Source organism: Terasakiella sediminum (genome assembly GCF_033100395.1).
In the GTDB taxonomy this organism is placed as follows: Bacteria; Pseudomonadota; Alphaproteobacteria; order Rhodospirillales; family Terasakiellaceae; genus Terasakiella.
In genome coordinates, this window is sequence record NZ_JAWLVJ010000004.1 from 106,908 (window position 1) to 119,776 (window position 12,869).

Annotated in this window: 14 protein-coding genes and 1 pseudogene; 8 read left to right on the plus strand and 7 right to left on the minus strand. The window is 47.1% G+C overall.

What is annotated here, in order from left to right; translation table 11 throughout:
• Positions 1-10 precede the first annotated feature (10 nt).
• Both secF and RYZ26_RS04180 read left to right on the plus strand, forming a co-directional pair.
• Positions 11-964: a protein translocase subunit SecF gene (secF, locus tag RYZ26_RS04175; RefSeq protein WP_317681902.1), complete on the plus strand. Its 954-nt coding sequence runs from the start codon at positions 11-13 to the stop codon at positions 962-964.
• Positions 964-1,344: an Mth938-like domain-containing protein gene (locus tag RYZ26_RS04180; RefSeq protein ID WP_317681903.1), complete on the plus strand. Its 381-nt coding sequence runs from the start codon at positions 964-966 to the stop codon at positions 1,342-1,344. Before secF ends, RYZ26_RS04180 begins: the two co-directional genes overlap by 1 nt.
• 68 nt (positions 1,345-1,412) lie before the next feature.
• On the opposite strand, the gene RYZ26_RS04185 is transcribed toward RYZ26_RS04180, so the two are convergent.
• From RYZ26_RS04185 to RYZ26_RS04200, 5 genes and pseudogenes are all read right to left on the minus strand, one after another.
• Complete coding sequence (locus RYZ26_RS04185) at positions 1,413-2,015, minus strand: superoxide dismutase (protein WP_317681904.1); 603 nt, start codon at positions 2,013-2,015, stop codon at positions 1,413-1,415.
• Between the two features lie 111 nt (positions 2,016-2,126).
• A complete protein-coding gene (locus RYZ26_RS04190) occupies positions 2,127-3,074 on the minus strand; it encodes an FAD-dependent oxidoreductase (protein ID WP_317681905.1) in 948 nt (315 codons plus the stop codon).
• A pseudogene (locus tag RYZ26_RS19925) lies at positions 3,075-3,233 on the minus strand (oleate hydratase); the annotation flags it as partial.
• Positions 3,230-4,063, minus strand: coding sequence for a phytoene/squalene synthase family protein (locus RYZ26_RS04195; protein ID WP_317681906.1), 834 nt, complete (start codon positions 4,061-4,063; stop codon positions 3,230-3,232). The pseudogene RYZ26_RS19925 and the gene RYZ26_RS04195, both read right to left, overlap by 4 nt.
• The gene (locus tag RYZ26_RS04200) at positions 4,060-4,782 is read right to left on the minus strand and encodes a squalene/phytoene synthase family protein (RefSeq protein WP_317681907.1); all 723 of its coding nucleotides are present in this window, start codon (positions 4,780-4,782) and stop codon (positions 4,060-4,062) included. Before RYZ26_RS04200 ends, RYZ26_RS04195 begins: the two co-directional genes overlap by 4 nt.
• Before the next feature lie 62 nt (positions 4,783-4,844).
• On the opposite strand from RYZ26_RS04200, the gene RYZ26_RS04205 reads away from it, so the two are divergent.
• Entirely contained in the window at positions 4,845-5,672 is an 828-nt protein-coding gene (locus tag RYZ26_RS04205; protein WP_317681908.1) for a squalene/phytoene synthase family protein, read from the plus strand.
• Here the strand turns inward: RYZ26_RS04205 and trmFO are convergent.
• Complete coding sequence (gene trmFO, locus RYZ26_RS04210) at positions 5,669-7,021, minus strand: methylenetetrahydrofolate--tRNA-(uracil(54)-C(5))-methyltransferase (FADH(2)-oxidizing) TrmFO (RefSeq protein ID WP_317681909.1); 1,353 nt, start codon at positions 7,019-7,021, stop codon at positions 5,669-5,671. The two genes, RYZ26_RS04205 and trmFO, sit on opposite strands and share 4 nt — an antisense overlap.
• A gap of 107 nt (positions 7,022-7,128) precedes the next feature.
• Between trmFO and RYZ26_RS04215 the strand changes: the two genes are divergently transcribed.
• The 5 genes from RYZ26_RS04215 to RYZ26_RS04235 all read left to right on the plus strand — a co-directional run bounded on the left by RYZ26_RS04215 (position 7,129) and on the right by RYZ26_RS04235 (position 11,300).
• A complete protein-coding gene (locus RYZ26_RS04215) occupies positions 7,129-7,533 on the plus strand; it encodes a rhodanese-like domain-containing protein (protein WP_317681910.1) in 405 nt (134 codons plus the stop codon).
• A gap of 88 nt (positions 7,534-7,621) precedes the next feature.
• Positions 7,622-9,490, plus strand: a complete 1,869-nt coding sequence (locus tag RYZ26_RS04220; RefSeq protein WP_317681911.1) for an AsmA family protein — start codon at positions 7,622-7,624, stop codon at positions 9,488-9,490.
• A 10-nt stretch (positions 9,491-9,500) separates the two neighbouring features.
• Entirely contained in the window at positions 9,501-10,013 is a 513-nt protein-coding gene (locus RYZ26_RS04225) for a hypothetical protein (RefSeq protein ID WP_317681912.1), read from the plus strand.
• 159 nt (positions 10,014-10,172) lie between these two features.
• A complete protein-coding gene (locus RYZ26_RS04230) occupies positions 10,173-10,619 on the plus strand; it encodes a hypothetical protein (RefSeq protein ID WP_317681913.1) in 447 nt (148 codons plus the stop codon).
• Between the two features lie 105 nt (positions 10,620-10,724).
• Positions 10,725-11,300 (plus strand): Panacea domain-containing protein, encoded by a 576-nt coding sequence (locus RYZ26_RS04235; RefSeq protein WP_317681914.1) that lies wholly within the window; start codon positions 10,725-10,727, stop codon positions 11,298-11,300.
• Positions 11,301-11,328: 28 nt separating this feature from the next.
• On the opposite strand, the gene RYZ26_RS04240 is transcribed toward RYZ26_RS04235, so the two are convergent.
• Entirely contained in the window at positions 11,329-12,861 is a 1,533-nt protein-coding gene (locus tag RYZ26_RS04240; protein ID WP_317681915.1) for an ATP-binding protein, read from the minus strand.
• Positions 12,862-12,869: the final 8 nt, after the last annotated feature.

Below are 12,869 nucleotides of genomic sequence, written 5' to 3' on the forward strand. Positions count from 1 at the left end.
AGGGATTAACATGAAACATTTACATTTGATCCCGGCTGATATCAGTCTAGATTTCATCGGCAAGAAGCTTATCTTCTTTGCTTTTTCCGTTATTTTGATCGCTTCTTCCATCGGTCTTTTCTCTGTAAACGGACTGAACTACGGTATCGACTTTAAAGGCGGTATCATGATGGAAGTTCGTACCAAGGACGGCCCAGCTGACATTGCGCAGTTCAGAAGTCAACTTTCCGGGCTTGGATTGGGCGAAGTTTCCATTCAGGAATTTGGTGAACCCGAAGAAGTTTTGATCCGCATCCAGCGTCAGGACGGCGGAGAACAGGCGCAACAAACGGCTGTCGAAGCAGTTAAAAGCGTTCTAAAGGACACGGTTGAATATCGCCGGACCGAATTTGTGGGTCCAAAGGTTTCCGAAGAATTGTTCATGGACGGCCTGATGGCTGTCAGTCTGGCCATTGGCGCCATTCTGATCTACATCTGGTTCCGTTTTGAATGGCAGTTTGGTATGGGTGCAGTCATTGCTCTTGTGCATGACGTGATCTCGACCATCGGTATCTTCGCCTTGCTGGGAATGGAATTTAACTTGTCTACCGTGGCTGCGGTTCTGACCATTGCCGGTTATTCGATCAACGATACGGTTGTTGTTTATGACCGTGTGCGTGAAAACCTGCGTAAGTACAAAAAAATGGATCTTGCAGAAGTGTTAAACAATTCTGTCAATGAAACCCTGTCACGTACGATCATGACCTCTGTCACCACCATGCTGGCCTTGCTTGCCCTTTATATCCTGGGCGGCGAAGTCATCCGTGGCTTCAGCTTTGCCATGATCTGGGGCATCCTGATCGGTACTTATTCCTCCATCTGTCTGGCGGTTCCAATCCTGACATACTTCACGCTGCGTCGTTCTGACGATGAAGATGAAGAGTCAGACATTGAAAAAATCGTCGAAGAAGAAGGTGCTGTTTAATGTCATTAGACATCACGCCGATTGTTAACGATGACCGCCTGATGATCTCATCTTATGGGGACGGTCGCTTTACGGTGAACGGCAAAACCGTGACCGGATCGATCCTGCTTTATGAAAATAAGGTGGAACCCTGGGAGATCACTAAGGCCAAGGATATCACCCTTGAAAGCATCCAACCTTTGTTGGATGTAGCCGACGAGTACGATATTCTGGTCATCGGCATTGGAGAGCTATCGAAAATGCCCCCGAAAGATCTGCGTGAAGCCGTAAAGGGAAAGGGCCTGGTGCTGGAATGGATGAATTCTGGCGCTGCGGCACGTACCTTTACCGTCTTGCAGACAGAAGACAGACGGACACTGGCCGCCATCATCGCGGTTTAAACCGAACGAACAAAAAAGGCCCGCTTCTTTTTAAGAGGCGGGCCTTTTTGCTTTAAGAAACAGGTGACTTACGCATTTGCAAGCTGTGCGTTCACAAAGTCCCAGTTCACCAATTCATTCAGGAATGTTTCCACGTACTTTGGACGCAGGTTCTGATAGTCCAGATAATAGGCATGTTCCCACACATCACAAGTCAGCAATGCTGTCTGACCATGAGCAAGTGGGGTATCGGCACCGATTGTCTTGGTGATTTTCAGTTCGCCATTTTCCAGGACCAGCCAGCCCCAGCCAGAACCAAAGGCAGTGATACAGGCTTGGGAGAATTCTTCCTTGAACTTGTCGTATGACCCAAAAGCCGCATCGATTTTGGCTGCAATTTCACCTGTTGGAGCACCGCCACCATTTGGCGCCATACAGTTCCAATAGAAAGTATGGTTCCAGATTTGGGCTGCGTTGTTAAACAGGCCAGCTTTGGATGCATCACCTGCCGCGTCTTTGATCACAGCTTCCAGGTCAGCATCCGTACTTCCGGCATCATCACCCAGAAGATTATTCAGGTTCACAACATAGGTATTGTGGTGTTTACCATAGTGAAAGCTCAGGGTATTAGCAGAAATGTGGGGCTCCAACGCATCTTGTGCATAGGGCAGGGCAGGAAGTTCGAATGCCATTTTGTTACCTCTTACAGAACAGTTGTTTTGAACACTTCTAAAAAATAGGTTTGCTCTTTGGAAAAAAGAAGGGGGGCAAACCAAAAAAATGTAACTTTTTTCAATATTTTATCAAAAAATGGTCTGAGCTGCCACCTTTCCAGATCGAATTGCACTTTCAATCGTTGCGGGTAAAGCAGTATCAATCCAGTCCCCGGCCAGTCGCAAATTTGGGAATTGTGTTTCAGTTTTTAACCTGTTTTCAACAAAGTTTTTATCCTGTAAAGGCGTTGCTGTTTTTTCACAGATCACTTTAAAAGGTGGCATCTGCGCTTCTGCCTTATCAAAATGAAAACAAAGTTCGCGCCACACCCGTTCGGCCAGATCGTCGCCTTGCGGTTTGAAATTGCTAATGGTCACAGAAATCAGGTTATCGTTAGCATAGACCCACTGGCTCAGCGTGTTAACCAAACCAAAGAATTGATTGCGTACGGGATGGTCCAGATAAAAGTGAATATTGGTAATAGGCGCCGTTTCCATCACTTTAATCTGAAAAGGATTCTCCACTTGAGCATAAGCATGCTGGGGCAGGGCGAGGATAGCTTTGTTATTCTCATCCAGCTCAATCTGATGATCTTTAAAACTCAATCGATCATTGCTCACGGTCAACAAACGCATATTGGTTTTAATATCCAACTGCTTCAGCGCAGGTCCAACAAAAGCATCATGCAGGGTTGTTCTGGCAAAATAGGGGATAAGAGCTTCAGCGCCCTGTTTCAGAACTTCCCGAAAGGTCTGCCACAATAATTTCCCTGAAACCTGATCAGGTCTTGCATTAAAAATTGCCAGAACCAATGGCTCCCAAACCCGTCGATAGGCTGTCTTCCCTTTTAGATTAAACAAGCCCACACCCGGAACAGCTCCAGTCATGATCGCCTTTAAGAATCCCCTGGCTGGAACTTGCCAGTGAAGGGGGCCTTCGCGCATTTCAAAAACACCACCTGGATAAGCCGCCACCTGATCACGCGCCCCAATCATGTCCAGATATTCGAAACTGTCACGATAGCCTTTAATCAGCAAGTGCGTGCCGTTGTCGTGATGACCCACACGTTTTATCCGCCCACCCAGCGTGCTCGAGGCTTCATAAATAATAACCTTGTGACCACGGTTTTTCGCATGAATGGCCCCAGACAATCCAGCCAGCCCTGCGCCAACGATATGAACCGTCTTTTGGCTCATCCAAAGGCCAGCATTTTAGTGACGGTCATGGCTTTCTCCATGGTGGACAGGCGAACGCGTGGTTCAATCTGATGCCATCCACGGCGTTTCATCTTTTCAAACAATTGCTTATAGACCGCCATCATCATCATGGCCGGACGCAGATTTTCCTGCCCACAGGATTTCAAAATTTGCTCCGCCTTCTCATAATGCGCATCAATCTTGATGGAGACATCCTTTAGAACTTTATGCAGAGAAGAGGACGCAATGCCATCAACCTGATGCTCATCCAGACTTTCAGCAGGCAGATACAGCCGTTCAATTTCCCAGTCTTCCGCCACATCGCGCAAGATATTCGTCAATTGCAGGGCGAAGCCCAGCTCTATGGCAAAGGCTTGTGCTTCTTCATCATCGCGTCCAAAGATGGGAAGGGACAGCAGCCCAACACTTACGGCCACACAACGGCAATAGTCATAAAGCTCATCCCACGACGGTTTCTGGATCGGCCCACGTGCATCTGCTTCCATACCGTCTATCAATTTATAGAGTTCAATCGTCGGAATTGAAAACTTCGAAACCGCATCACATAGAATGCGGGTAATGGAACAATCCGGTTTGCCTTCAAGGGTTTGGTCTATCTTGTTTCGCCAATTTGCAAGCTCGCCCAGCTTACTTTCTTCGCTGCCTTCTTCATCCGCGATATCATCCAACACACGGCAATAGGCATAGATCGCAAACAGATAGCCGCGACGACCTGCAGGCAAGGCCTTCATCCCCAAAGAAAAAGAACTATGCGCGTTCTGCACAATCTCTTCCACCAACTGAAAGTCACTTTGTGTAGCATGCGTCATAGGGGATAAAATCCTCGGTAGGCGATCAATAATTTATCCATCTTAGTGAGTTCCACCCGCGTTGCAAGTGGGTCCTGCTTTTTCAATTTCCCGGCCAGGGCAAGGGCGCAAAGGATGGTGACTTTCACCTGATAACGAAGACGCCTGTTTTTTACCTGCTGGGCCAAGGGCAGGGCCGTTTTAATCAGCTTATCGGTGCGTTCGAGACAGATATTCAGAATTTTGCGCAATCGATCAGAACATGATTTTTCTGAAAGCAGGGTTTCATACCCCTCATCAGCTTCCAAAAACTCTGTCGGCAGATAAATACGGTCAATCGCCTGAAAATCTTTCTGGCAGTCCTGCAAATGATTGAGGATTTGCAACGCTGTACACAGCACATCACTGGCCGTGGGGTCAATCTTTTCCCCATGTACGTCAAGCAAAAAGCGCCCAACCGGGTTCGCGGAATATCGGCAATAACTCAGCAAGTCATCCCAAGTCTCATATCTATTTTGGGTGGCGTCCTGTCGAAAAGCAATCAGAAGGTCAGCCAGAAACGGATTGTCCGTTTCCATATCCAATTGCTTGAGCTTTTCTTCTGGTGCCAGATCAGGAGAATCAGCAATGTCATCCGCACAGCGGGCAAACTGATAGAAATCCAGTACCTGCGTGCGCACTTCTTTCGCCAACAACAAGCTTGCGACCGGAAAATTCTCGCTCTTATGTGTTTTTGTCACTTGGCTTTCCCCCTGACTTACCCCTATATGACACACGTCTATCATTTACCAAAGCGTTTATCATGACTTCTGCCTTAAGCCTGTGCGCTCAGGAAATCCAAAAAACGGATCACGACCAGTTTCTCTGCGGGCTTTATGCCTCTGACGATACCCGTGATGCCTTTTATGCCCTACAGCTTTTCGCCATAGAAACGACCCGGATCCGTGACATGGTGAATGAACCCCAGCTGGGCCATATGCGCATACAATGGTGGCGAGACTTGATCGACGGGGTCTATGCAGATCAGGAAGCGCATTCCGAAAACGGCACGCACCGGGAATTTATTGAAGCCATCCGTCCCAAGAAAATCGATAAAGCCCTGTTTGAACGTTATCTGAACGCCCGCAGCTTTGACCTGGAAGATCAGGCCCATGACGATCTGCCCGCATTAATGCGCTATCTGGAAGCCACAGGTGGATCCATCGCACAGATGAAGGCCAATGTTCTGGGCGCTGATAATCTGGAAACCGCAGCACGGATCGGTACCGCCCAAGGTTTATGCGACTTGATGAAAACACTGCCATATCAGGCAAGAACAGGGCGTTGCAAAATCCCGAAATCGCTTTTGAAGAAACACGATTTTACGCTGAAAGACTTCATGGATTTCAAACCAAATCCGGCCATCAATGCCTGCGTCAAAGAACTGGCGAGCGAGGTTCAAAAGCTCATCACACAGGCGCGTACCGACAAAGCGCCCAGCAATGCTGTTCTGCTCAGTACCATTGCCATGGAAGACTATCTAAAACGTCTGAACAAAGTCGATTACGACCCGTTTAACCCCAACATTGGTGGCGGACGTCTATCACGTCAACTTAAACTGATGTTCAAGGCCTGGCGTGGAAGCTATTAAACGCTTCCACTTTCCGCGAGCCACGCATCCAAGGCATCCAAAGCCCGCTTTGTAACAGCGGCTTTCTTTTCCTTTCCCTTGACCCGCTTGCCGCGCTCATTTCGAACGTCCATTGGCGGCATGAGGCCGAAGTTGATGTTCATAGGCTGGAAGGTCAAAGCATTTGCCCCACCTGTAATATGGGCGAGAATTCCGCCCATTGCTGTCACATCAGGTGGGCAGGACGTATCTTCACCTTTCAGGTCAGCTGCTGCAAAACGACCAGCCATCAAACCAACCGCCGTACTTTCAACATAGCCTTCACAACCCGTCACTTGCCCAGCAAAACGAATGTTGCTGCGCCCTTTAAGTTTCAGGCTGCCATCCAGCAGGCGAGGGGAGTTAATGAAGGTGTTACGGTGAATACCGCCCAGACGCGCGAAACTTGCGTTTTCAAGGCCGGGGATCGTTTTGAAGATACGAACCTGTTCACCATGTTTCAGCTTGGTCTGGAAACCCACCATATTATAGAGCGTCCCCAGCTTGTTATCCTGACGCAATTGCACAACAGCGGCCAATTGGGTATCCGGATCATTCGGGTTCGTCAGCCCCACAGGCTTCATTGGACCAAAGGCTAGGGTTTCGCGCCCACGTTCAGCCATCACTTCGATCGGCAGACAGGCTTCAAAGTAGGGTGTATTTTTCTCCCACTCTTTGAATTCCATTTTATCGCCTTCGATCAGGTCATCGATAAACTGGTCATATTGTTCGCGCGTCATGCCCAGATTAATGTAATCGCTGCCATCGCCTTTGTCATAACGTGACTGGAACCAGGCTTTGGAAAAATCAATACTGTCTTTATGGATGATCGGTGCAATCGCATCAAAGAAATGAAGGGATTCTTCATCGGTCAACGCTTTGATCGATTTTGCCAGCGGCTCAGACGTCAAAGGTCCGGTAGCAATAATCACCTGATCCCATTCATCGCCCGGGATTTCTGTAATTTCTTCACGCACAACCGTTACATTTTCATGGCCCATAAGGGCTGCTTGCACAGCTTCGGCAAACCCGTCGCGATCCACAGCCAAAGCCCCACCTGCAGGCACAGCATTTTCATCCGCGCAGCGCATGATCAGCGACCCACAGCGGCGCATTTCTTCATGCATCAGGCCAACTGCATTATGTTCAGCATCATCTGAGCGCAGGGAATTGGAACATACCAGTTCTGCCAGCGTGTCAGTCTGGTGTGCTTCTGTAGAGCGAACGGGGCGCATTTCGTGGATCACAACCTGAATACCACGTTCTGCTGCCTGCCAAGCTGCCTCGCTACCTGCAAGGCCGCCACCGATAATATGTAATGTCTGTGTCATAAGATGTGACATATAGCTTGTCGCAGCGTTTAGCAAGCCCCTTGCATTATTATCTTAAATCAGATTAAACAGGACGGTCCGAAATTTCATGATAAAGGAAGCCTTAGATGGATTCTCCAATGGTAACTGCCGTCCTTGTTGTCGTCATTGCATTTGCCTCCTTCCGCCTGTTGCCGCGTCTTTTGGCTGGCGTTCCTTTTGTCTCTCCCGATGCGGTCAAGGCACGGATGGAAGATGATGAAAATGCGGTCATGATTGATGTGCGCACACCAGAAGAATTTGCAACCGAACATGTGCCAGACAGCCTGAACGTCCAGCCTTATGAGCTGGGCGAAGATATTGAAGCCAAAAGACCTTATATGGATCACAAGGTTTACGTCATGTGTCTGACGGCCCAACGTTCCGCTATGGCCGCAAAAACATTAAAGAATTTGGGCTTTAAGAATGTCTCCGTCGTGAAAGGTGGTTTGAAACTTTGGAAGAAACAGGGCTTGCCAACAACAACGAGTTAAGACAAATCTTGTCCCGTACGTGTTCTCTCTGTACAGTAGACCAAAATTGCGCGTCAAACGTTGCAAATTCAATGGACTAAGGTAAAAAATGCTTCACCTCGAAGGTTTAAGTTTCTCCTGGATTAAATCCAAAATCATCACGATTATTGGCTTTATCCTCGTTGTGCTTATAGCCACACCTTTTTTTCTGCCGTCCAGCGTCTATCAGGGACTGATTGAAAAGCGCCTTGAAAAATCTACAGGCCTTGATTTTCAATTTCGCGGGCCTTTCACTTTTAAGCTTTTCCCAAGTATCCTGCTTGAAGCGGACAACGTGGATTTCTACGGCACCGTCGTTGGGGAGGTGGAAACCCTTGGCTCTTTTCAGGAATTGCGCCTGGAAATGGACGGACTGAGCTTTCTGGCAGGCGATATCCATATTGATGAATTTTTCCTCCATAACCCCAAAGTCACCATCAATGGCGACTTCACACCGTTTTTGCCAGAAATCATCCGTTCCAACCTGAGCGCATCACGCAAGGAAGATATCCGTTATCTGGAAATCATGCTGCATTTCATCGAAGATTCCGTCTTTGATATGGCAAAAATCAGCGATGGCACCCTGCAATGGAACAAGTCCGAACATAATGTGATTTCCGCACAGAAAATCGAAGCCATTGTCAAAAAACCCGAAGCAGGCAAAGACTTTACGGTCAAAAGCAACGCCTATATCAATAACCGCAGCATCGATTTGAACATGCGCCTGCAACGCCCGGATGATTTCCTGCGCGGTTTTAGAAGCAAACTGTCCATGCAGGTTGATTCCGCGCCCATCAAAATTGATTTTCAGGGGAATGCCGCCCACAGGCAATCCTTTGTTGCGCAAGGCGATGTACGTCTGGACATTCCATCGGTTTATGATTTCTGCACCTGGTTTGAAAAACGCGAAAACTGCGATGACAGCAGTGAGAACATCCTGATTAAAAGCCATCTGAACCTGCGCGACCAACGCCTGCAGTTTGAAGATGCGATCTATACCCACAATCCATTTCAGCTCAATGCAACGGGCGCGATTGATTTCAAATATGCGCTGCCGATCATCTCTGGCACCATCCATGTACCGCCACAACCGATTTCAACGCTTAGCCCGCTATTTAAAAAAGCTCAAACCATCGACTTTAAAAAATTCTTCCTCGATGCGTTTGACGCTAATGTGGATATCAAATATCAGGGATTGGAATTTCTGACGGGCCAGACCATCTCGCCAAACGTCAAAGTCAATGTAAATGACGGCCGCCTGACCATTTCGTCAGAACAAATCGATATTTTGGGCGGGATCGGCAATGTCCGCCTGCGTTGGAATGAAGGTATCGACAAGGGCTTTATGGACATGCGGATGGACGCACGTGGCCTGTCAATCAAGGAACTGTCCAAAGCCGTTGGCATGAACCTGCAGACCAGCGGGGCCTTGAATTACTTTTTCGAAGTTCAATCCCAAGGCCATGAGGTTTCCCAGTTTATCGAAACCGCGAGAGTTCACGGGGAATTCACCATCCTTGACGGTATGCTCACCAACAAGGATGTCATTCAGTCCCTTAACGGCAAAGCCATCCGCATGTTTGAATTTGCAGAGATCAAAGGCCACCTGAAAGGGGACCGCGGTCAGATTGTTTCTGATGACATCAAATTTGTCGCACCCTTTGTGGATATCCAAGGACTGGCAAGCGTGAATTTCCTGGATCAGTCAATCAAGGTGCAGCTTAATAGCACGATCCCTGCACGTGGAGAAAATCCAGATAAAGCCCCACAGGAAGGTTTTATCACCATCAGCGGACCTTGGGATAAACTGGAACTCTATACCTCAAGCAATGCCAAAACGCCGGTACAACCGGAAAAAGGCCTTCATTCCGGTCTGATCACCAACGAAAATTCAAGTAATGAAGAATTGGTTGTTGAAGAAACAGATTTGCTGGATTAAGAGATTGAAAATGAAAAAATACCTGACCCTTTCAGCTTGTTTGTTTGCCCTGCAAGCCTGCACATTTGATCCCCATGTGGAAGACTGGAAACGTCATCGCATCACTGAAATTCCAGATGATCCTATTGAAGTTTCTATCTGCTTCAATCATCAGAAACACAGCAAACAGACCGTGTATGATCTGGCGCGCGAAGAATGCGGCATTCGTATTACCGAAGTACAAAACCTTGTCCAGCACCAAAAACTCCAAAAAGTCACACGCCAGACTGAAGCAGAAGGACGCGGCTTTGAAGGGTCAGTAGAACGCTCAAAACGCATTCAGGCTATGGTGCGCAGCCTCAAGCTCAATTACATTGAAAATGATAAATGGGATTGCCCGTTGATGACACCAAATCGCATTACGTTTCAGTGTAGCTATAGTGAAAATGCAACCGAGTCGGCACCAAACCGACAAACCCAGCCACAAACGCAGATGTCACCAGATTTGCCGCCCGAATTGCCGGATGATTTAAAACCGAATTAAATCAAAAAACTAGCTTTCCCTTGGGATACAGCGACTGACGTAAGGTCAGAACGCTTGACCTTTACTGGATTCATCTGTAGTTTAGATAGTACGTACGTGTATTTTTCAGATGGACCACACATCCGTCTGTAGTTTCGAAACGAGGAAAGACCTTTAATTATGTCGAGCGTTACTAAGCCAATTGCTGCTAGTACCTCACCGGTGACAACAAGTCGCGCCGGTAATGCCGCTCGTCAGGTTTCTTCCCAATATGGTGCCGTTTCTGAACTTTTCGCCCAAACAGGGGTGAGAGGGGAAGATGAAAATCGTGGCTTTGAAGGTTACGATCAGGGCCAGGGCCACCGCAATCCCTCACATGAACAGCCTCAAACCCTTAAGCTTCATGGGACTTCACGCACATTTGCGATGTTGTTTGAAGAAGCGCAGGATGAATATAAGTCTGTAAATGACGATGGCGGATATTACGACAGCGATGGCGTAAATGGTGGTGGCAAACCCGCTTTCCAGGCCTATATGGCCAAAGCAACATCCACTTATGATCTCAGCACCCGTGCCATTAACGGGGAAACCAAAAACAGAGGTGGATCCCTGAACGTCGCTCTTTAAACATTACTCACTTTTTTATGTTTTTCCACCTGCGTTAAGCGGGTAGAAAGGTTCTTGTGCGATCTTATATATAGATTGAGTTTTTGTGATGGATAAGAGGACCCTATGGCCGCTGCTGTTGAAACCATGTATGACGTTGCTGCATGGTTTATGGATCACGCATTAAACAACAACGAATATCTTCAGCCCATGAAGATGCATCGCCTGTTGTTTCTGTCACAAAGTTATTTTGGTGTCGCCTATCACGGCCGCAAACTGGCCCCCGGCACCTTTATCGCCGATGACATGGGCCCCATTGAACCCCATGTCTTTCGCGCCTTTGAACAGGGCAGGCCGTCTTTTTACCTGAACACCGATATGCCGGGCCCGGTAGAGACGTTTCTGGAAGGCATCTGGCGCAAGTTCGGGTCATTCTCAGCCAATAAACTAGGCGACATCTGTAAAAAAAACCCAGCTTATCAGCAAGCCATCTCAAAAGGTAAACGCACCGAGATTTCTCACAAGCTGATGATCAAAAGCCTGACTAAATCCAAAGAAGCCCCCGGCGTGGACAAGGTCTTGAAACCTCGCGTCCTCAGATCACAGGACGGCCGCCCGGTTCAGGTCAAATCCTGGGGCGGAAACCTGCGCAAAGTCGCCCAAGCCACACCCTTGCCATCCCAGCAGAAAAAGAAGCGATAAAAGAGCTAACAACTCCGACAGTAAACAATCATTTGTCTAGTTGAGGGCGGAACCACTTTAAGTCCAAATCCGCGATCAAATACCTAAAACTTGTTTTCAAATTTTGAGAATTACCAAACCGTCCATACAATTCACGAGTAATTTCTAACACTCGTTCCAATGACACCTCATCCGGACTAAACATTCTCAGCGCTAGCAGGCACAGTTTTGCTTCATCCTCATCACGAACGTCAATTAGATTTCCCGAAAGAATTTGGGCCATTAAATATTGATTTCCAGCAGGCAGGAAAAGCCCTTTCGGCGCAGCGCCAGAAATAACTCTTTTGATTGTTTGTTTGCGTTTCCCTTCATAAGGTGTTTCCGCTGTTTCGATCATTTTTATCAATCCCTCAAGGTTAAGTCCCTCAAGTACTGCAAAATAATAAATGGGTAGCCACACAGGTTGAAGGTGGGTCTGGGCTTGAATACATGCCTTGTTATTAAAATTATTTTCCTGACCTAAAAAAGCAGCCCACAAATTCCGCTCATTGATAGAGCCGATCACCGTTTGCTCTACTGTTAGACTTCCTTCTTTTAGAGGTCTGACATCCCCTATTAATTTCAATGCTGGTGCCCCTTCGTCTTCGTCAAAGTGACCTTGAGAAACGAATTTCACTTTATCCAACAGACTTTCATCCATGATAAAACTACTTTTCTCTCCTTCAACAACACCATTTTGAAGGTTAATAACAGCGCTATTAGAGGTTCCAATGGAACCGATTTTCGACACCATTTTTATAAGGCTTTGCTCAGCAATCACATCTCTTTCTGTCAAAAGAACTTCTAGCTCTGGCGCTTGAATTTCTCGTGTTTCCCCCGGATACCTGTAGTAAATCGCACCAGATTTAAGAGTTTTATTATCCATTCGACAAATTACGGGTCTATTTATACTAGATTGCACATAAAGAACCCCAATGGTTTTACCACCAATTTCAAACGACCCTTTGTCCAACTCTAAGGCTTGATTGAAATTTCGAGTAATGAATTCATTGGCTCGCTTCAGGTCAAATTTTTCCATTCGATCTTTATCAATTCCAACAATTTCGAATGAGCCGTCCTTTACCCCAAATAATAAATACCCACCTTTATTGTTCGCCATACCCGCCAAGGTTTTACAGTACTTATCAGCAGAACCCCAGTTAAAGCTTTCTTTGCCTTCAACAGTACTAGTTTCAGATACGGCAATTTTTGGAATTTCTCCCCGCCGCATTTTGAATACTTCAGCCAAAACAATCGGATGGGTAGGACCATGATGAACAACTGGCGCAGATGGAAAACGTAAAGTATTCCATTCAGCTAAATAACTATCCAACTCTTGAATAGTGGCCGCCTCAATTCCAAGATAACGTTCATGGTTATCTTCAATTTCACTTATCCGCCCTTGGTTGATTGAACGTTCCGGCCTCGTAAAATATGCAACTATCTGCTGTTTAGTGTATTTACCTGTTGTAAGCATAGCTCGAATCAGAGCAACTTCCCATTCTTCCAATTGTGGCTTTCGAGGCACATCCCAACCTTTCACAAAACTGC